16 protein-coding genes are annotated in these 19,948 nt (G+C 52.3%); 7 read left to right on the plus strand and 9 right to left on the minus strand.

Features of this window, described 5'->3' with window-relative positions; translation table 11 throughout:
* Nucleotides 1-194 precede the first annotated feature (194 nt).
* Genes BLT35_RS10315 through BLT35_RS10335 form a run of 5 tightly spaced genes read left to right on the plus strand, consistent with a single transcriptional unit; the run spans nt 195 to nt 5,247 of the window.
* Complete coding sequence (locus tag BLT35_RS10315) at nt 195-1,304, plus strand: extracellular solute-binding protein (protein ID WP_074727838.1); 1,110 nt, start codon at nt 195-197, stop codon at nt 1,302-1,304.
* A 9-nt stretch (nt 1,305-1,313) separates the two neighbouring features.
* Complete coding sequence (locus BLT35_RS10320; RefSeq protein ID WP_074727937.1) at nt 1,314-2,435, plus strand: ABC transporter ATP-binding protein; 1,122 nt, start codon at nt 1,314-1,316, stop codon at nt 2,433-2,435.
* Nucleotides 2,428-3,285, plus strand: a complete 858-nt coding sequence (locus BLT35_RS10325) for an ABC transporter permease (RefSeq protein ID WP_062407094.1) — start codon at nt 2,428-2,430, stop codon at nt 3,283-3,285. Before BLT35_RS10320 ends, BLT35_RS10325 begins: the two co-directional genes overlap by 8 nt.
* Nucleotides 3,282-4,085, plus strand: coding sequence for an ABC transporter permease (locus BLT35_RS10330; protein WP_054819085.1), 804 nt, complete (start codon nt 3,282-3,284; stop codon nt 4,083-4,085). The genes BLT35_RS10325 and BLT35_RS10330 overlap by 4 nt, the downstream gene beginning before the upstream one ends.
* A gap of 55 nt (nt 4,086-4,140) precedes the next feature.
* Entirely contained in the window at nt 4,141-5,247 is a 1,107-nt protein-coding gene (locus tag BLT35_RS10335) for a M20 family metallopeptidase (protein WP_062410833.1), read from the plus strand.
* A gap of 130 nt (nt 5,248-5,377) precedes the next feature.
* On the opposite strand, the gene BLT35_RS10340 is transcribed toward BLT35_RS10335, so the two are convergent.
* The 5 genes from BLT35_RS10340 to BLT35_RS10360 all read right to left on the minus strand — a co-directional run bounded on the left by BLT35_RS10340 (nt 5,378) and on the right by BLT35_RS10360 (nt 10,031).
* Nucleotides 5,378-6,589: an MFS transporter gene (locus BLT35_RS10340; protein ID WP_074727840.1), complete on the minus strand. Its 1,212-nt coding sequence runs from the start codon at nt 6,587-6,589 to the stop codon at nt 5,378-5,380.
* 45 nt (nt 6,590-6,634) lie between these two features.
* Nucleotides 6,635-7,384 (minus strand): metallophosphoesterase family protein, encoded by a 750-nt coding sequence (locus BLT35_RS10345; RefSeq protein WP_074727843.1) that lies wholly within the window; start codon nt 7,382-7,384, stop codon nt 6,635-6,637.
* A gap of 63 nt (nt 7,385-7,447) precedes the next feature.
* A complete protein-coding gene (locus BLT35_RS10350) occupies nt 7,448-8,419 on the minus strand; it encodes an ABC transporter ATP-binding protein (protein WP_074727845.1) in 972 nt (323 codons plus the stop codon).
* Nucleotides 8,420-8,466: 47 nt separating this feature from the next.
* Nucleotides 8,467-9,258, minus strand: coding sequence for an ABC transporter permease (locus BLT35_RS10355; RefSeq protein WP_062407100.1), 792 nt, complete (start codon nt 9,256-9,258; stop codon nt 8,467-8,469).
* Complete coding sequence (locus tag BLT35_RS10360) at nt 9,255-10,031, minus strand: ABC transporter permease (RefSeq protein ID WP_074727847.1); 777 nt, start codon at nt 10,029-10,031, stop codon at nt 9,255-9,257. The genes BLT35_RS10355 and BLT35_RS10360 overlap by 4 nt, the downstream gene beginning before the upstream one ends.
* Before the next feature lie 295 nt (nt 10,032-10,326).
* On the opposite strand from BLT35_RS10360, the gene BLT35_RS10365 reads away from it, so the two are divergent.
* Together BLT35_RS10365 and BLT35_RS10370 are read left to right on the plus strand one after the other, a co-directional pair.
* Nucleotides 10,327-11,901, plus strand: a complete 1,575-nt coding sequence (locus BLT35_RS10365) for a CapA family protein (protein ID WP_074727849.1) — start codon at nt 10,327-10,329, stop codon at nt 11,899-11,901.
* A 720-nt stretch (nt 11,902-12,621) separates the two neighbouring features.
* Nucleotides 12,622-13,434 carry a DUF92 domain-containing protein gene (locus BLT35_RS10370; protein ID WP_074727851.1) on the plus strand — a complete coding sequence of 271 codons (813 nt, stop codon included), beginning with the start codon at nt 12,622-12,624 and terminating at the stop codon, nt 13,432-13,434.
* A gap of 171 nt (nt 13,435-13,605) precedes the next feature.
* Here the strand turns inward: BLT35_RS10370 and BLT35_RS10375 are convergent, their stop codons facing one another.
* The 4 genes from BLT35_RS10375 to pepF form a co-directional block, all read right to left on the minus strand.
* Complete coding sequence (locus tag BLT35_RS10375) at nt 13,606-16,110, minus strand: beta-propeller domain-containing protein (RefSeq protein WP_074727853.1); 2,505 nt, start codon at nt 16,108-16,110, stop codon at nt 13,606-13,608.
* A 128-nt stretch (nt 16,111-16,238) separates the two neighbouring features.
* Nucleotides 16,239-17,579, minus strand: a complete 1,341-nt coding sequence (locus BLT35_RS10380; RefSeq protein WP_074727855.1) for a sensor domain-containing diguanylate cyclase — start codon at nt 17,577-17,579, stop codon at nt 16,239-16,241.
* Nucleotides 17,580-17,715: 136 nt separating this feature from the next.
* Nucleotides 17,716-18,072 (minus strand): LapA family protein, encoded by a 357-nt coding sequence (locus BLT35_RS10385; protein WP_062407112.1) that lies wholly within the window; start codon nt 18,070-18,072, stop codon nt 17,716-17,718.
* Nucleotides 18,073-18,155: 83 nt separating this feature from the next.
* Complete coding sequence (gene pepF, locus BLT35_RS10390) at nt 18,156-19,946, minus strand: oligoendopeptidase F (protein WP_082660971.1); 1,791 nt, start codon at nt 19,944-19,946, stop codon at nt 18,156-18,158.
* Nucleotides 19,947-19,948 lie beyond the last annotated feature (2 nt).

Here is a 19,948-nt window from a genome sequence, read left to right on the forward strand (position 1 = left end):
AGTTAGTGTAACACAAACCGAGAATTCTTCCCATATCCTTCAAATTATGTGATGTAATCTTCCATGGAAGAGAGTTTTTTTAAAAAAGAGTATTGCACAACCTAATGCTGCATGCTAAAATCACAATATGTTTTACACATAGAAAACGTCGTTCTCATATAGAGAACGATAACACAACAAAAGGAGGAAAATCAATGAACAAAAAAGCGGGGATATTGGCAGTATTGACTTTGTGCGGAACGGTATTGGCAGCATGCGGTTCTTCGACCAAGGAAAACCCGGCTCCCGCCGCAGGGACGGGGGGACAGGACCAGTCTGCGGCGGCTGTGGAAAAAAAGCTGGTTGTCGCCGGTAACGGGGCAACGGTTGAGCAGCTGATGAAAGACGAAGTGTTCAAGAAATTCAATGAAAAGTATCCTGACGTGAAATTAACTTATGTAGCCGGCGTGGCTACGGAAATTGTGGCAAAAGTCAAAGCGCAAAAGGCTTCTCCTCAGATCGACGTTACGGTAATCGAAGCAGGCGAGCAGGAAGCGGGCCGTGTAGAGGGTTTGTGGGAACCGATTACAGAAAAAGATGTCCCATCGATTTCCAAAGTGTCGCCTGAGCTCAAAGTCAATGAAAACAGCGGCGTAGCCGTCAACTTTACACCGATGGGCATTTCGTATAATGCCGCCCTTGTGCAATCCAAAGGCTTGCCGGTGCCTGAATCCTGGAACGATCTTGCCAGGCCGGAAATGAAGGGCAACCTTACGTTGAGCGAAATATCCAGCAACTTCGGCCGTTCGGCGCTGATCATGCTGTCCTATGCCAACGGCGGTTCAGAGAAGGATATAGAGCCTGGCTTCAAAAAATTAGAAACTATTGCAGGCTATATGCCCACATTTGCCAAAAATGCGGCTCAATTGCAGCAGAACCTGCAAAATCAAACCGCAGCTTATACCGCATGGACGATGGCCCGCAGCTTAGTGCAGAAAGACGCCGGGCTCGACCTCCAATTCGTCATTCCGAAGGAAGGCTCCAATCTGGTTCCGACGGTAGCCTCCGTTGTCAAAGGAACGAAAAGCCCGAACGCAGCCAAGCTGTTCGTAGAATTCCTTTTGTCCGATGAAGTACAAACCTCGTTTGCCACAAAGCTTTATTATAACCCGGCAACAAATGTCAAACTTCCGGACGATATTTCTAATAAGCTGAAGGTTGATATGAGCAAAGCCGTGAAATTCGATTATGCCGTTCTTAGCAGCGAATCTTCCAAATGGCTCGATCGCTTCAACAAAGAAATCGCACCAAAAGTAGGGAAATAGGTGATCCTCGTGTCGAAAATGATTGATGTAGAATTGAAAGGCGTTCAGAAAAAATTCGGTTCCAATGTGGTTGTAGAAAATTTCAACCTGCAGGTGGAGCAGGGAGAATGCGTCTCTTTCCTCGGTCCTTCGGGATGCGGCAAAACGACTACGCTCAACATGATTGCCGGCTTCCTTGAGCCAGATCAGGGCGAACTCATCATTAAAGGAAAGAAAATGAATGGCGTTCCATCCAATAAAAGAGAGCTCGGCATGGTGTTTCAGACGTACTCCTTATTTCCGCACATGACGGTATTTGAGAATGTAGCCTACGGCCTCAAGCTGCGCAAAACGCCGAAGACGGAAATTCAAGAGCGCGTGAAAAAGGTGCTGGAGCTTGTGAAGCTGCCGCATGTGTCGGACCGTTATCCGAAGCAATTATCGGGCGGTCAGCGCCAGCGGATTGCTATAGCAAGAGCGCTTGTGACCGAGCCTTCCCTGCTGCTGTTGGACGAACCGCTCAGCAATCTGGATGCGAAGCTCCGCGAAGAGCTGCGCGACGAGTTAAAGCGTTTGCAGCAGGAGATCGGCGTGACGACGATTTTCGTAACGCACGATCAGGAGGAAGCGATGTACCTGTCGAACCGGATCGTTGTACTGGACCACGGTAAAGTGGAGCAAATCGGCAGCCCGTGGGATATTTACAATTTGCCTGCATCAGAGTTCGTTCATACCTTTATTGGCAAATCGAACCGGTTGAACGGTACCGTCATATCGGCTTCGGAGAGAGATGGAATCGTTCTGAGGACCAATGAAGGACTAGCGCTTCGTGCGTCATTTAAAGGCCGGACATTCCAGTCCGGAGAGGCGGTATCGATCTATGTGCGTCCGGAGAAAATTGCCTTTTCTACAGGTACAGGGGGAGGCTTGCAGGCGGAAAGTCGCAATGAAGCACAGGGACGCATAGGCCAGATCTCGTTCCTGGGTTCCTACGCGGAAAGTGAAGTCCTGCTCGGGAATACGGTCATCCATGTGCGGATGCCTTCGGACAGCCAGAACCGTATATGGACGGCCGGCGATACAGTGAACTTGCAGTGGAAGCCGGAGGATGTATTCGTATTCCCGGGAAAGGGGAATGAGGCTCATGGGTAAAGGCGCTTTGTCCTCTGTGCGTTCGGCCGCTTTCCTTCTTGCCCCGAGCCTTGCCGTCGTGGCAGGCGTATTCCTGCTGCCGATGCTGTATATTCTTATGCTCAGCTTCCAGGATGGTGACGGACAATTTTCATTCGAGAATTATGCGCTCCTTGTCCAGGATCCCTATTATCTGCAAATTTTGTGGAGAACGGTCAAATTGGGGCTGCTGACGGTATTGGCTTGTCTCATTTTAGGCTATCCGGTCGCCATGTATATGGCTAAGTGCTCGGGCAAAATGCGCGGTTTGATCACGTTCCTGATCATCTCCCCTCACTTGATCAGCGTAGTCATCCGAAACTTCGGCTGGGTCATCATTCTGGGGGAAAAGGGCTGGATTAACAACACGCTCATGCAGCTCGGTCTGATCGATCAGCCGATCAAGCTGCTGTATAACGAGCTTGGCGTTGTCATCGGCTTGACCGATTCGCTGATCGTTTACATGATTCTGGCGATCGCCACCAGCATGTATCAGATCGACGAATCGCTGTATAAGGCGGCCGGAATTCTCGGCGCCGGCAAATTGCGCACATTCTTTACTGTGACGCTTCCGCTCACGCTGCCCGGCATCATGGCGGGAACGACTCTCGTGTTCAGCTTGTCGATGAGCTCATTTGTGACACCTGCTCTGATGGGCGGTACGTCCGTCAAGGTACTGCCTGTGATCGCCTATGAGAAAATTATGGCTCAGATGAACTGGCCGCTCGGTGCTGCGCTTGCGTTCCTGCTGCTCGGATCGACGATTGCGCTTGTCACTTTGTTTACCCGGCTTATGGAGACAAAGCGGTATAAAGAGGTGTTTTCTTCATGATCAAACGAATCACTCCGCTGGGAGTCATCACCTTTTTCGTCGTTTTGTTTGTGATCTCGCCGCTGCTGATCATTATTCCAACCTCTTTAACGTCGGCAAAGTATCTTTCTTTTCCGCCGGTCGGTTTTTCTTTGGACTGGTATGAAAGAATATTCGACCGCCCCGAATTTGTCGAATCCTTCTGGTTCAGTCTGCAGCTTGCGGCACTTTCGGCTGTGCTTTCAACCTTGATTGGAACGATTGCCGGTCTAGCCTTGCATAAGTACAAGTTTCCCGGAAAAGACGTCATTAACGGACTTTTGCTGTCGCCGCTTACCGTGCCGGCGCTGATCATCGGCATTGCGGCTTTGCTCTTCTTCACGAGGATCGGACTGGCGGGCACCTTCACCGGCCTCCTGTTGGCGCATATCTTAATTTCGATTCCCTATGTCGTGCGCCTGGTGCTGACAGGACTCAGCTCCTTCGATTATACCCTGGAGCGTGCCGCATACATTCTGGGCGCGAAGCCGATCAACGTCTTTTGGGATATTACGATGCCGATCATTAAACCGGCTATTTTATCGGGAGCGATTTTCGCCTTCTTGACCTCCTTTGACAATGTCACGGTGTCTCTCTTTCTGGTCTCACCGACGACGACAACGCTCCCGATGGCGATATTCAGCTACATGCAGGAAACACTTGACCCGCTTGTAGCCTCGATTTCATCGGTCGTCATTTTATTAAGTCTTGTATTTATTATTTTATTGGAACGTGTGTATGGTTTGGACCGGCTGTTCGGTTCGAAATCGCATTCGCACTAACGGAGATGCTGCTTTGGTGAAGTTACAGACAATAAAAGAACAAATTGAAGGGTATATGCCTGACATTCTCCGATTGCTGGAGGAGAGTGTGAATATCGATTCGCCGTCTACAGACAAGCGGCAGAACGATTTGATGGCCGACTGGTTTACGCGTCAATTTCAACGGCTGACCGGAGGCAGGGTCATTCGGGTTCCGAACGAAACGTATGGCGACCGCCTTTTGTGCGAAGTCGGAAGCGGGGAAAAACAGATTCTTCTGTTGGGTCATTACGATACCGTTTGGCCGCTGGGAGAAGCTGCCCGAAGGCCGTTCCGCATCGAGGACGGGCGAGCCTACGGTCCCGGCGTTTACGATATGAAGGCCGGTTTGCTGCAGGCCATATTCGCACTTAAAGCGCTGTTGGACTCCGGACGGTTTCCGGAGGATAAGAAAGTCGTACTGCTCATGAACAGCGACGAAGAGCTGGGAAGTCCGACGTCCCGTGCTTTGATCGAGGAGCAGGCGAAACTGTCGGCTGTCGCTTTCGTATTGGAGCCGCCGATGGAGCCAAGCGGTGCGCTCAAGACGTCCCGCAAAGGCAGCGGACGCTATAAGCTTGCGGTACAGGGCATCTCGGCGCATGCCGGGGTAAATCCGGAGAAAGGTGTATCTGCCATTCATGAGCTGGCTTGTCAGATTCAGCGTCTTCATGCGCTTACGGACCTTTCGCGGGGGACTACGGTGAACGTCGGCGTGATCCGGGGCGGTATCGGGAGCAATGTCGTTGCGGAGCATGCTGAAGGAGAAATCGATGTGCGCGTGGCTACCTCAGCCGAAGCGGAGCGCATCGAAGCGGAGCTTGCCCGGCTTATTCCGGCGCTCCCTCAAGCCCGGCTTACGCTTACCGGCCGGATGATGCGCCCTCCGATGGAACGTACCGACCGTACGGCGGCCCTGTTCGCCTTGGCGCAGGAAATCGCCCGGACGGATCACGGAATCGAACTGGCGGAGACGCATACCGGCGGTGTGAGTGACGGAAACTTCACCGCCGCCGTCGGCACACCGACGCTGGACGGTTTGGGCGCAAGAGGCGACTTTGCCCATTCTCCGGATGAATACGTCCGGATTGACGAGATACCGCTGCGCACCGCGTTGCTGGCCGAGCTCATCCGGCGCTGCTAAAGTCTTAAATGAAACAGCCTGGTACCTCTATGGGGTAACAGGCTGTTTTGCTGTACATTCCTCGTCAGGTTTCATATCTGAAGGGCATCCTCATTCATACCCGAATGGGATGCCCTTTATTAGCGATAAGCTACGAACCTGTTTTCTGCACTTGATTTCTCGGGAATAGAGAGAGCCTGACCCATAAAGCGTTTAGCAGCAGCAGTACGGCGGCCGTCATGAAGATTCCCCGGATGCCGATCAACCCCGATACGGCTCCCCCGATGACCGGTCCGAGCATATTGCCCAAAGCCAGGGAGCTCGTATTAAAGCTATAGGCCCGGCTTTCCATGCCGCTTGGTGTATACTGGCGTATTAAGGTCTGCACGGAAGGGAGAAGCCCTCCCATAAAAACGCCCAACAGGAAACGCGAGGCGAGCAGCTGCCAGATGTTGGTGACAAAGGCCTGGGGAATAAAGGCCAGACCCGTCCCGATCAAAGCGATCGCCAGAATGCGCTGCGATCCCAGCCGGTCCCCCAGTCTGCCCAGCAGCGGTGATGCGATCATGTTCGAAAAGCCGGTCACCGAACCGACAAGTCCGGCATAAAAGGCCAGCAGCTGGCCGCTGCCGTGGAGCTCTTGTACGAACAAGGGAATCAGCGGCATCGAGCTAAGAATCGAAAACTGGATCAGGAAGGTAACGGAATACAGAGCCGGCAGCTGGCGGATCCGGATCAGCTCGCGAAACCCGCTGAACACCGACATTTTTGGCCTGGTTTTGGCTTGCTCGATGTCGAATTTTTCTTTTACCAAGAACGCGGCGAGCACGGAAGCGGCGAACAACAATCCCCCGGTGATGTAAAAAATGGGGCGAAAGCCGACCCATTCCGCCAATACTCCCCCAAACAAAGGTCCGAGAATCGTGCCCGCCACGCTGCCGGATTGCAAAGTACCCATGGCGAAGCCCATCCGTTCACGGGGCGTATTCGCGGATACCAACGCGACGGCGGCCGGCATAAAGCCCGATATAACGCCGTTAGCCAAACGAAGCAGCAGCAAATGCAGAGGCGTAGCGGCCATGCCCATGAACATCATGACAAAAGCCATGCCGAAGCCTGACCTAAGGAGCATGACCTTTCGTCCGAACCGGTCGGCAAGTCCTCCCCAGATCGGCTGAAAAATAAACGATGAGACAAAGTTGGCGGCGAAGATCAAGCCCGCCCACACGGCCACTTCATGCGGATCGTGAATTCCCATTTCCTGTATGTATAGGGGCAGGAACGGAATAATCATGGTCATGCCGGACATGACCATGAATTGTCCAAACCAGAGTACGATTAAGTTGATTTTCCAACGTTCCAAAAAAGGTTCCTTCTTTCCTTGCTTGGATGGATAACTTACAGCGCTTCAACGTTCCAGGCCGGTTGTCTGTTCATAACGGAACCGCTCCAGCTCAGGCAGTCCGACCTGCTCTGCGATAGCGACGGCTTTCTCGATATCGTAAGGGACGCGTACGGATTGTACGGAGAACGGGGCTTCCTCCATAAGGTCCGCCACACCCTCCAGAATCACGTAGCTGGCCTGCGCCAGTCCGTCGTAGGGAGCGCCGACGCTGCCCGTATTGAACAGCAAAAGTCCTTTGCTTTGTTTGGATTTGAGCGTCTGCATGAACGGGATGTGAATGTCCCCGTAGCCGATCACATCCGGCGTATGCTCCGTTCCCAGGAATCCTCCGGTATGCTCGGTGTTCTCGAACATCGCCAGCTTTTCTTTCTTGTCCGCTTTTTGCGGTACGCGATGATAGACGCTTTTCGCGGAAGCGTGCAGCAGCCGGATACGCCTGCCGCTCATCCGAAGATCCACGAAAAAAGGCAGCTCCCGCAAATAACGGAGCCGTTCCGCTCCAAGCCGTTCCTGCTGCCACAAGCCGGATTCCTTATCCTGAGGCTGGTTGATTCCGTGTTCCCAATTGCCCAGCACCGTCACTTCGCAAAGCTCGCGAATCCGATCCACCACCTCACAAGGCTGAGGGCCTTTGCCGACCAGATCGCCAAGACAAATGATGCGCCGGATCTCGCGGCAGCGGATGTCCCGCACAACAGCTTCCAATGCCTCCAGGTTACCGTGGATGTCTGAAATGACTGCGATTTTGTCCATTGTCACCCATGGCCTCCTGTTATTCCATTTTTTCATATGTTTTTCATTATACCACATACCGGGCTAGTATATTTGATGAATCACTTCTTCAAAATCAGGCTCCTCCATATGAACGTCGATGATCGTACCGAACGATTCCAGCTTCCGGAGCACTTCCATCGCAGGGATATCCCGCCGGTTGAAATGAATCGCAAGCCCGCGGCCGCTCGTCTTTGCGATGCTGAATTCGGGTAACGCATCCGGGCCCGGAACGTCCGCTTCCGAGGTGAAGGTAACCTGAAGGAGGGTAGGAAGCCCGATACGTTCGCGGAGCTGACCGATCGTTCCGTCATAAACGAGCGACCCGTGGTTAATGACCATCACACGGCTGCATAACTGCTCGATGTCATCCATATCGTGAGTCGTGAGCAGCACCGTTTTTCCCAGCTCCCGGTTAACGGTGGACAGCAGCTTGCGGATATTTCGCTTGGCCAGAATATCCAGCCCGATCGTCGGTTCGTCCAGAAACAGCAATTCGGGCTCATGAAGCAGGGCGGCGGCCAGATCGGCACGCATCCGTTGGCCGAGGGACAGCTTGCGAACAGGGACGTCCATCAAATCGCGCAGCTCGAGAAGCTCGTCCAGCTCGCCAAGCGTCTTTGCTTTACGGCGCGGGTCAATGCGGTACATTGCGGCAAGAATATCGAACGAATCGCGAACGGGCAGATCCCACCACAGCTGGCTGCGTTGTCCGAATACGACGCCGATCCGGGAGGCTACCCGCCGCCGGTCCTTATGGGGATTAAGTCCGCCGATGCGGACTTCCCCGGAGGAGGGATGAAGGACACCCGCCAGCATTTTGATGGTGGTCGATTTGCCGGCGCCGTTCGGTCCGATATATCCGACAAATTCGCCTTGCTCTATGGTGAAGTTAATCTCGCGGACGGCTATTTTTTCCGCACCCGCCCCGGAGAGTACCGACTTCAACCGCTCCCACCTGCTTGGATGGTTCGGGGGGAGCCGAAAGCTTTTATGCAAATTTCTCACTTCGATCATTCAAACGGCAGCTCCTCTCTATATTTATGGAAGGATGCAGGCTTGCATCAGCTTCCCGTGCTTTGATAGCGGGTAAGGCCGAGCTTCCAGAAACGCAGCATAAGCCCCAGAAAAACAACGGTAAACAGCATGACGCCGGGCAGCAGCCACCAGCCGAATTCCCCTCTCAGCACATACAGTGCGGGAATGTAGTTGGCCATTCCTACGGGAATGAGCGTAAGCAGAACGGTTCGCAGCCAAAGCGGGTACAGATCCATCGGGTACTGAACGGCGGTTCGGGCGGCGTCTTCCGTCAGATTTTGAAGGTCGCTGATGCGTGTAATCCAAAAGCCGAAGGTGGCGGTGCCAAGTCCGATCGCGAACAGCAGGGCCGCTCCGGTGACAAGAATGAGCAGCGTTAAAGGAACCGCCAGCCATGTGACTTGCCCTATGCTCATCATGTGGCTTAAGCAAAGCGTCAGAATGATCCCACCCTGGATGCACTCGCCGAACATGGGCCGGAAGTTTTGCGACATCAGCGCGAGCAGAACGGGGACCGGTCGGATCAGCAGGCCGTCGAGGTCGCCCGACACCAAATATTTTTCCAGATGGTGCACATCGTTGGCAAAGCTGCGATAGAGCGCCTTGGACAGCAGTATGGTGGAATACAGATAGCCGATATCGTACAGGGACCATTCTTGGATGTTATCGAACTTCCATAAAATGATCGAAATCAGTAAAAAATCGGTCGCATTGACTACAGCGGCCAGCAGCGTAGACAGCCAGAAGTTGAATTTGTACTGCATTCGGCTGCGGATGCTTGCTCTAATTAGCAGAACATACATTCGAAGCGTGTTCATCCGCCCTGCACCTCCACTTTGCGCCGAACGAACGCGGTGGCTGCCAAACAAAGCGCCGTAAGCAACGAGCACCACAAAAAACCGCCACACATGGTGGAGGGGGGAGCGAGGCCTAAATAGATTTTGCTTGGAACGTGCTGCATATAGGGATATGGGGTCCAAGCGCTTATCCGCGAAAGCCAGTCGGGTAGCCATTCGATCGGGACCAGAAAGCCGGAGAGGACGGAAGAGACGGAAAAATGGACCCAATACAGCCAGTTGGACTCGGTGGTCCAAAGCGCCGTGACGCCGATGAGGTAGTTGATGCAGATGTTCATATAAGAGGCGGATGCCAGCGACGTTAATGTAAAGATCCATGTTGCCGCGTCTGTAGGGACGGGCAGACCGATCGTCCAGATATAGATGAAGTAGATGGGCACCGTTTTGTATATCAGCTGATAGCCGATTTGTCCCCATTCCCGCCCCATCAACTGATAGAAAAGATGAACCGGGCGCATCAGGTCCAGGGCGATATGTCCGCTGCGAACGGAACGTTCGATGCCAAGTCCGTTGGTGATGAACAAGGTGATCCACAATACCGCCTGATTGAACGCAACATAATGGATGACATTTTGCAGGCTGTAGCCGTTCATCCCCGCGGGCTCGCCGATTCCTTTCCAGATGGAAACGTAAATAAGACCGAACATGGCGCTCGCGACGGTATTGATCGCATGCGAGGAACGGTACTGCAGGTTTCGCGAGAACGCTTTTTTAACCAATACGGGAAAAAGCATAGGCACCTCCAAGGTTTCAAACTCTCTCCAACTGGTAACGGCAGTGGAGAAGTGAATGGGTTCGTGCAATCATGCCTAAGTCCGCTCGGGGTGAGTAAGTCTGAAAATCGAAAGGATATCTATCATACCAGAAGGCAGCGGGGAACGGCAACATATTTTTGGTACAATTGCCCATGACCGGGGGAGGGCCTTTTGGTATAATGGTACACGGAGGTTGCCGGCAGTTGGGAGGAAAAAGGGGTAGGTTGCGATTAGATCACGTACAGAAAAACATAAGCGTCTTAAAGAGAAAAAAATGAATCGCATGTTATGGTTGAAGATCGCTTTGTTGACAGTTTTGACGATAGGTGCCTTCGCCTATTTAATGCAGGAGCTTGATCGGCCTCATGGTATGGTGGAAGGTGAAGCGGCGTCAGGAGCCAAAACGCCGCCAGCTCCTAGCGCAGGAGTTCAGCCGCGGCAGGATGATGCGGACAAGCCGCCGGCGGTGAATGAAAACGAACAGGCGAATATCGCACCAGGTAACGATAAAGCAGCGGATCGTGTGAACATGTCCTTTGTCGGCGATGTGATGTTCGCGGGTAAAGTGGAGGCTCTCCTGAAGCAGCACGGATATGATTATCCGTTCAAATATGTTCGTTCCTATCTGGAGAAGGCGGATATTGCCGTCGCCAATCTGGAGACGCCCATTACGACCAGAGGCACGCCGGAGGATAAGACCTATGCTTACCGTTCGTCGCCGTTGGCCCTTTCCGAGCTCAGGAAAGCAGGGGTGGATCTCGTCAATTTGGCGAACAACCACAGCATGGACTATGGGGTGGAGGGTCTCCTCGATACTTTGGATTACCTGGATGCGGAGGGGATCAGGCGGGTCGGGGCCGGAAGAGACAGCGAAGAAGCGTACCGTCACGTCATCATGGAGCATAACGGAATGAACATCGCGTTTCTCGGGTTCAGCCGGGTGATTCATTCCGCAAGCTGGTATGCGGGTAAAAACAAGCCGGGGCTTGCTGAAACCTATACGACAAAGCTGCCGCTTCAGGCGATCGCCAAAGCCAGGGAAGAGGCCGACCTCGTTGTCGTCATCGCCCATTGGGGAGAAGAACGAAATCACCGACCGATCAAGGTGCAAACCGATCTGGCCAGACAGTATATCGATCAAGGTGCGGATCTGGTTATCGCGAGCCATCCGCATGTATTGCAGGGCTTCGAGCAGTATAAGGGCAAGTGGATTGCGTACAGCCTCGGCAACTTTATTTTTACGACCAACGCAAATTCGGCTACGTGGGAAAGTATGATACTGGAAGCGTCCTGCTCGAAAGAAGGAAGCTGCGATTTGCAGCTTGTGCCTATCTTGACCAAATGGGCTCAACCAATCCGTATGGTAAAGGAGGAAGGCCGCAAGCTGTTCGACAAATTGACTGCTATTTCGGTTAATGCCCAGGTTGATGAGGAAGGGCGGGTTACGGCAGCATCCCGACCGTCAACGGGGCAGGCGGCAGTGAAGTCATCGGTGAACGAGACCAAGAAGCCGGCAGAATCCAATCAGGCTGTTCGATCGGGAAGCAAGGCGGACCCGGGCAACAAATCCGATAGCAATACTGCAAAGCAAAGCGAATCAGCCAAATCCGGAAGCACAGCGAATCGGAATGAAACGCCGAAATTGAACGGAACGACCAAACCGGGTGAAGCGTCGAAATCGAACGGAACGTCGAAATCGAACGCGAATCCTAATTCAGATGAACCGGCAAAAACAAATCATCCCGTCAAACCCGGCGGGACACCGAATGTGGGCGAATCCGGGCAAACCGGTAACCAAACCAATCCGGGAGGTACGGCCGAGTCCGGAGAACCTGTTTCCGGTGAGTAAACAAAAGAATGGCCATGAGGAAAATACAAACCGGCCCAGGATCGGCACAAAAGAAAGTCTGCAGCAGAACATGATAGATCCGTACATATGAATCCGTACATATGAAAAAAGACGCTCCATAAGACTGATTTTCAACGCAGTGGCCGGCGTGTGGTAGGCAGAAACGTGGTCGGCGATCTCCGGCTTCAGAAATGGGTACGTCAATAGTGGGATGAGGTGGAAGCTGACTTGGCAAAAAAGAAACAGCCAGCAGAACTATTGGCCAAAGAGACCCTGGACGTGCAGAAGAAATACGAGCAAGCGATGAAAAAACTGTTGGGTGAGAAGAGATCACCCGACTCAAAGTAGCCCATCGCTGGATTGGGAGGGGAAACATACCCGGTTCGGACGGTTCTTAAGATCGGCGAAGTCCCTAGATCCACCTGCTACTACCGTCTTCTTACGGGGCAGGAGATTTTAACGAGCCTCTTTTGAAGCTGTAGTGATTCCACAGCAGCATCATTGGCCCCATACCCACCCGTCTAGAGAATTGCCCGGCCGGCGGCCGGGTTTTCTTGATGCTGCACAATGAGTAAGTTCAGTCAAGCGCTAAGTAAAACCGGGATGATGATCCGGCATCCTTGAAAGGACTTCGACGGGAATATTCCTTTTCGCAAGAAAAGCTGCTGTCAAACATTGATCGAATGTGTTTTTTATTCAGGAAGAGGAGTTGAAGTACAAATGGCGGATCTGCTGGTTGGACTTGCCGGGAGTTTGCTTATCGCAGGAGCGGCCTATTGGAAAAAGTCGCTGACGATTTCAGGCCTGGCGGCGGCTGTACTGCTTGGCACCTTGATGTATGCGTTAGGAAGCCTTCCCTGGTTTGGGACGCTGATTGCCTTTTTTATTACCTCATCGGCATGGTCCAAATGGAAAAGCCGAAGAAAAGAGGCCGCGGAAAGCGGCTATGCCAAATCGGGGAGGCGTGATGCAGGACAGGTTTGGGCTAACGGCGGGCTGGGGCTTGCGCTGTGCATCGGATATTGGTTGTTTCCGCACCCGCTCTGGTGGGCCGCTTTTGTCGGTGTCATGGCAACGGTTACCGCCGACACTTGGGCAACGGAAATCGGCGGCGTCAGCCGCTCGGCTCCCAGGTCCATCGTCAGCCTGCGCACCGTAGAGCCCGGGACATCCGGTGGCGTGACACCGCTTGGGCTCGCCGCCTCGGCGGCCGGCGGGCTGTTCATCGGAGCCGCAGCTTGGCCGCTCCTGCTGCTGTCGCCGCAAGGGCCTCTCCCGTCCGCAGCGGCCTTGTGCTTCATCGGCCTGCTCGGCGGTTTGGCCGGGTCGTTGGCGGACTCCTGGTTTGGTGCGGTTTGCCAAGTCATGTACCGCTGCCGGGTGTGCGGCAAAGAGATCGAAAAAAACCGCCACTGCGAGGCAGCGGCGGTTCGAATCCGTGGGCATGCGCTGATGACCAACGATACGGTTAACGCCCTAAGTTCCGCGTTCGGAGGTCTGATCGCCTTGGCCATGTGGCATTGGATTGTTTAGTCTTGTTTGCGTGAATAGGCTTTGTAAGTAACGTAGATCGTTAGTCCCGAAACAACCAATGCAATAATGACGGAGATGGTAATGATGGTGTTTACCATATAAATAGGCTTACCTCCATATAGGATTTGACACTTGTAATTGTACCCGATGAGGAAGCCGCTGCCAAGCCCGTTATTGGCGCGGCTTCCATGGAGGGAGCTTGAGCGATCCGATTTCGGTTAACGTGGACAAATCGTTTGCTTTCAGCATATCCGGCGAAGCGGTATACAGGGTATCGCCGATATAGAGCAGCCGTTCGACGTTGCGGTCGCTGCTGTACCATTCACGCCCGGCCTTTTGCAGGTCTTCATCGCTCAAATGGGTAATCCTGCCCCGAAGCTGGAAGCCATTTTGCAGATCCAGCCCGTAGACGTATGCACCCTGGAACGTGAACTCGCCGTATTTTGTCGCATCTGCGGGAGCACCGCCGGAGGATTTGTCTTTGACCTCCATAACCGTCACCGGAAAAGCGAGCAAATTTTTCTCTTTGGAGAACAGCAGGGCTTTATGATTGTTCAGCAGCTCCGAATGCGTGCCCCGGCCGCCGATCGACTCTTTGAACAGCTCTTTCGGATGGGCGACATCCGATACGTCGAACAGCGCCAGCTTCATGCCTTGATAATATGCAGTAGGACCGCCTTCGAAACCGGAACCGTTTTTGTTGTCCACTACTACGGCGTCCTTGCCGAAGCCAATGATATGGTTCTCGTCATAGGGGTGCAAATAATCGCTGTAGCCCGGTATTTTGAGCTGACCCAGCACTTTGGGCGCCTGAGGATCCTTCAAATCGATAACAAACAGAGGATCGACGTTCTTGAAGGTAACCATATAAGCCCGGCTTCCGGCATAACGTACGGAGTAAATGCGCTCGCCTGGGGCCAGATCTTCCACTTTGCCTACGACATTCATCGTTTCGTTCAAAACATACATATTGTTCTTTGAAGTAAATTCATCGTCGCGCCACATGTCTCCCTTGGTGGTTGCGATGCGGAAATAGCCGTCGTGTTCATCCATGGAAAATTGATTCAGCGGGTGTCCGGGCACTTTGCCGCGTCCGAGGTACTTGACCGTGCCGTTATCCATGCCAAATTTATAAATGACGCTGCTCGTTTCGACCGGTACCGGCCGGATCGGCATAATTTCCTGCCCGATTCCGGGAACCGCCTTTGACGATTGTTCAGGTTCTTCTTTAACGGGTTCGTATTCATTCACTGTAATATACAGATTGTTTTGCGATGCATACACATATTGGCCGGAACCGAGATAGCTGGTCACCTGCATTTTTTGCTCCGGCTTGCTGAGGTTGAGTCCGCCGACGAGCAAATAATTCGGCTCCACCGCTTTCGGGAAATATCGAATGTCCTCGTAGCCGATGGTGATAAACGAGTCCCCGGCCGCAGAGTCACGGTAAGCCGGTGTGGAGAGGGCCGCTTTCTTTTCCGCAGGGCTGATCTGTTTGTCCATAAGCCAATACGTATCCATCCCTTTGTTGGTGACGATGTAAAGCGAATCGCCGATTTTACGCGACGAAATGTAATTTCCCTCGAGTTCCGTTTCTCGGACAGGTTTCATTTCCGTACGGTCGCCCAGCTCATATACGATCGCCTTGGTGGTGAAACGTTGAGGCGCGGGCCAGATCATTTTTTTTCGCTCTATAAACTCGGGTACGGGCGCGACCTTGATACTTTTTGTCGCTGGGGCATCCACCGCCGGACTGCTGACCGGGGTGGAGGGATCGCTCGCAGCCGGCGCGGCCGAATTAGACGGTTTTATCTTATCGTTTATCGGATAATGGGTATTGCCGATCACCACGAGATGCTTGCCGTCGACATAAATTTCCTGCGGGTAAAATTGGGGGTCGGCCCAGTACACCGTACTGACGACGCTCATACTATCGGCAGGGTAGGCCTGGGATACGATCACCCGGTCACGGTTTACCTGATAAATGTATTTGCCGTCCGTCTTGATGATATCCGCCTCATCCACGCCTTCCACCTGTACATTAGTACCGGAGTGCGAGGGGGCTGCAGAAAACGTCGGAGCCGTAGAGGCGGATTCACTGGTTGGTGTTTTGGCGGCACCGGATTGTGAAGCCAATTTATCGGTAACCATTAAACGCATGCCGCCATGGACCGCAGCGGAATCCTTCAGCAGCTCCTCCATTCGTTCGAGCGATCCGACCGTGGGCAGGCTTTTGTCCGCGTCCACGATGTCCACCGATCGGTTGGCGCCATCCCAATACACATTAAAATCAAAAGATTCACTGAAAAAACGGAGCGGCACAAGCATATAGCCGTTATCCGATACCGGTGCCGCGTCCAGCGTTACGGGTGTGCTGCCGCGATACGCCTGGTTGCTGTCCAGGCTCAGCTTAATGTTTCGCTCTCCTTTGCTGGCTATCGCCGTCCGTTCGCGTTCGTTCCACTGCACCGTGACACCCAGAGCTTCCGAAAGCTCCCGCAGCGGTACCATCAGCGTGTTTTGGATCAAGCGGGGTTGGATCGAGAAACGGACCGATTCTCCGTTCAAGCTCAAGCCGACCGTCTTTTCCGTTTCGGCCTGCATTTGTTGAGCCGGTACGCTAGAAGCAAGCAGCGTGAGCGCGACCATGCATGAGAGCAGGGTTGTTTTTCTCACATAAGTCCCTCCATTCGTTTTTATGTATTTCCATGATTTGCTTTCAACTCTACTGACGCAAACCACACCCGATTTGTTTCAATATAAAAACGCCCTTTTCTTCAATAAAGAAAAGGGCGCAGCTGCGTTTAGGAGGGTTCATAGGTTTTGACCCGGTTTCGTCCGTCTTTTTTGGCCTGGTACAACGCCTTGTCCGCTTGCAGGAGGAGCTCGTGGCTGGTCATCTCCAGAGTAGGAATGACCGTCGCCGTTCCCAAGCTGGCTGTCACCACGGGGGATACATCGGATTGCCTGTGAGGAATGGACAGGCTTTCCACTTCTCTGCGCAATTGTTCGGCCACCGTCTGTGCCCCGCGCTTATCCGTAAAAGGAAGCACGATGACAAATTCTTCACCGCCGTATCTGGCAATGATATCGCCGGGACGCTTGACAGCCGCACGCAGCGCATTGGCTACTTGCTGCAGACAAAGGTCTCCCTTTTGGTGCCCATAGGTGTCGTTGTACTTTTTGAAATAGTCGATATCGATTAGTATGACGGTTAGCGGAGTAGAGAAGCGAAGGGCCTGCCGCCATTCCAGCGCGTAGCATTCATCGAATCTTCTTCGGTTGGCCACACCGGTCAATGCATCGATATTGGATATTTGCTGCAGCAATTCGTTCGTTTGAAGCAGCTGATGCTCCAATTTTTTTCTGGCAGAGATGTCCCGGGAAGTGCACAGCGCTTCTTTAAACTCCCCGTCGTCGCCTCTCAGGATACTTCCGGTGGTTTCAAACCAGACATAGCTGCCGTCCTTACGGCGGAAACGATATGAAAAAAGGACAATATCGGAACGGCCATCGACGATGTCTTGCGGTTGGGGAACGGCATCCAGATCCTCCGGGTGAAGCATCTCGTAAGCGATGATGCCGACCAGTTCTTCGGGTTCATACCCGAGAAGCTTGCGGCAGGCGGGAGAGACGTACAAGAACCTGCCCGACCTGTCGTGCTTTGAAATCATGTCCGTGGAATGATCGGCAATCATCCGGTACATTCGTTCGCTTTCGAGTAAGGCGTTCCAAGCCTGCTTGGCGTCGTCCTCCTTGCGTTTGCGCTCCGTCACATCCTGAACCAGCTTGAAATATAAAGGACGGATGCCGTTGGACGGTGTAATCTGAGAAATGCTGACGCAAGTCCACAAGGTTTCACCATTTCGGCAGATATATCTGATTTCATGCTGCTTCAACGACCGATCGTTGGCAGGACTGTCCGACAGGAACGAATACAGGAGATCGCGGTCATCGGGATGAATGACCGATTTCCATGGTTTATCGGACAATTCTTCCTCCGCATATCCGAGAAGTGAGCAAAATGAAGAATTCACATGAATAAAAAAGCCATCAGCAGATACAAGGGCCATACTTAAAGCCGATTGGTGAAATGAGCTGGCCAATAACTCTTTTTCCTGAATTTCCGCCCATTGAAAATCCATGATGACGGCATCCTTCCTTCATAGTATAGGACTTTCGCCCTGCTAATAGTACTATATTAATGAATGCCGTCATTCAGTTCAATGAGGAATGTTGAAAAATGCTCATTTTCAAATGCATTTGACTAAAACTTGATTTTTACGATTTAAAATCCTCGGAATTTGGGTTGAGCGATTCCTTTGGGAGAACGATTTCACGATCCCCCGGGGATAAAGATGAGTCCTTCCATTCCTCCGGGGCTTGTCCGTTCCCGGATTCTGCGAGCCGCTTCTCCAATTGCTTGATGGTCCGCTGCAGCTTGAACTGTCTCATGAATCCGATAAAAAGGGCAATCAGTCCTCCGAGAAAAGTGGAGCCGATAATCACCAATATGAGAGGGATATCCGCTTGCGTGAACAAAAAATTAACCTGAACCGGCTCTACGTTAATCACTGCAAATACGGCGGTAATCAGGGCAAAAATAAGTATGAACATGAGAAACCACTGTGCTTTCATAGTCCCTCCCCTTTACATGAGTGTCTATAATAAGGCTTAAAAAAGCTGAGCCGGGAGAACCGGTCTCAGCCTGCGGCGCATGGTTATTTCGCCAGTGCCTCCATTTGTTCGAGCAGCTCTTTAAATACGCTCATGGCTTGCTTGATTGGCTCCGGAGAGGACATATCCACGCCGGCCCGTTTTAAAATGTTAATCGAATAGTCGCTGCCGCCGCTTTTCAGAAAACCGATGTAGCGCTGCACCGCCGGCTCGCCTTCCTCCAGAATTTGTTTGGCGAAGCTGGTGGCTGCGGAGAATCCTGTAGCGTATTTATACACATAGAAGCTGTTGTAGAAATGCGGAATCCGCGCCCATTCCATCTCGATATCCTGGTCTACGACCATGCCTTTGCCGTAATACAGCACATTCAGATCGTAGTAAATTTGGCTGAGTAGCTGAGGCGTTAACGATTCGCCTTGCTCCGCTTTTTCGTGAATGATTTTCTCGAATTCGGCAAACATCGTCTGGCGGAAGACAGTCGTCCGGAATTGGTCCATATAGTAGGTAAGCAGGTACATTTTTTCCTTTTTGTCCGTCGACTTTTTCAACATATAGTCCATCAGCAGCGCTTCGTTAAGCGTAGAGGCGACCTCCGCCAGGAAAATCGTATATTGCGCGTAACGGTAAGGCTGGTTGACATCGGATAAATACGAATGAAGCGCATGACCCATTTCATGCGTCAATGTAAACATGCTGTTGAGATTGTCTTTATGATTCAGCAGCACATATGGATGGGTCCCGTAAGCTCCCCAGCTGTAGGCGCCGTTGCGCTTGCCTTCATTCTCGTAAATATCGATCCAGCGGTTGTCGAAGCCTTCCTGCAGGATGCCCAGATAATCGTCGCCTAGAGGCTTCAAGCTTTCTTTGACCATTTGCTTCGCTTCCGGAAACGTAATATCCATTTTGTACTCGTCGACGAGCGGAGCGAACAAATCGTACATGTGCAATTCGTCCACTTTCAGCAGCTTTTTGCGCAGCTCCATGTAACGGTACATCAAAGGCAGCGATTCGTGGATGGCGTCGATCAGGTTCGTATAAACTTCCTTTTTGATATTATCGCCGAAGAGGGACATCTCCAGCGTGGAAGGGTATTTGCGCGCCTTCGCATAAAAGATGTTCTTGGTCACGTTCGCGGCCAACGTAGCGGCAAGGGTATTTTTTTGCTTAGCGTAAGTGGAATACATCGCTTCAAAAGCCTGCTTGCGGACCTCGCGGTCTTTGCTTTCGAGGAACTGAATATATCTTCCATGTGTCAGTTCGATTTCTTCGCCGTGCTCATTTTTTACCTTGGGGAATTTTAAGTCGGCGTTATTCAGCATGCCGAAGATGGTTCCCGGAGCCTGCGAAAGATTGCCTACTTGGGCGAGCAGCGCTTCTTCTGTTTTACTGAGCACATGCTGCTTTTGGCGGATCATCTCCTCCAGCGTGCGCTTATAAAAGGAAAGCTCTGGGTTTTCGACGAGCTTATGCAGCTGTTCGTCTGTCAGGCTCAAAATTTCCGGGGAAATAAACGACATGGCTTCGTTGGCTTCGACGCTTAATTTTTTGGATTTATCGGATAAGGCCTGATATGTAGGATCCGCCATATCTTCATGGTGCTTCATGTTGGCGTATACATACAGTCGTTCGGTATGTAGGGAAATTTTGTCCTCCAGCTCGAAGCATTTTTTTATCGCAGCCGGGTCGTTAAGCTTACCTTCAAAACGCCCGATTTCTTTCAGGTCATCCTTGACCAGTTGATACTCCTTATCCCAAGCCTGTTGATTTGGAAAAAGGTCTTCCAGGTTCCAGCGGTGTTCCAAGGCTACGTCCTTACGCTTTGGCAGTTGATTCATGG

It is taken from the genome of Paenibacillus naphthalenovorans (genome assembly GCF_900099895.1).
GTDB classification, from domain to species: domain Bacteria; phylum Bacillota; class Bacilli; order Paenibacillales; family NBRC-103111; genus Paenibacillus_G; species Paenibacillus_G naphthalenovorans.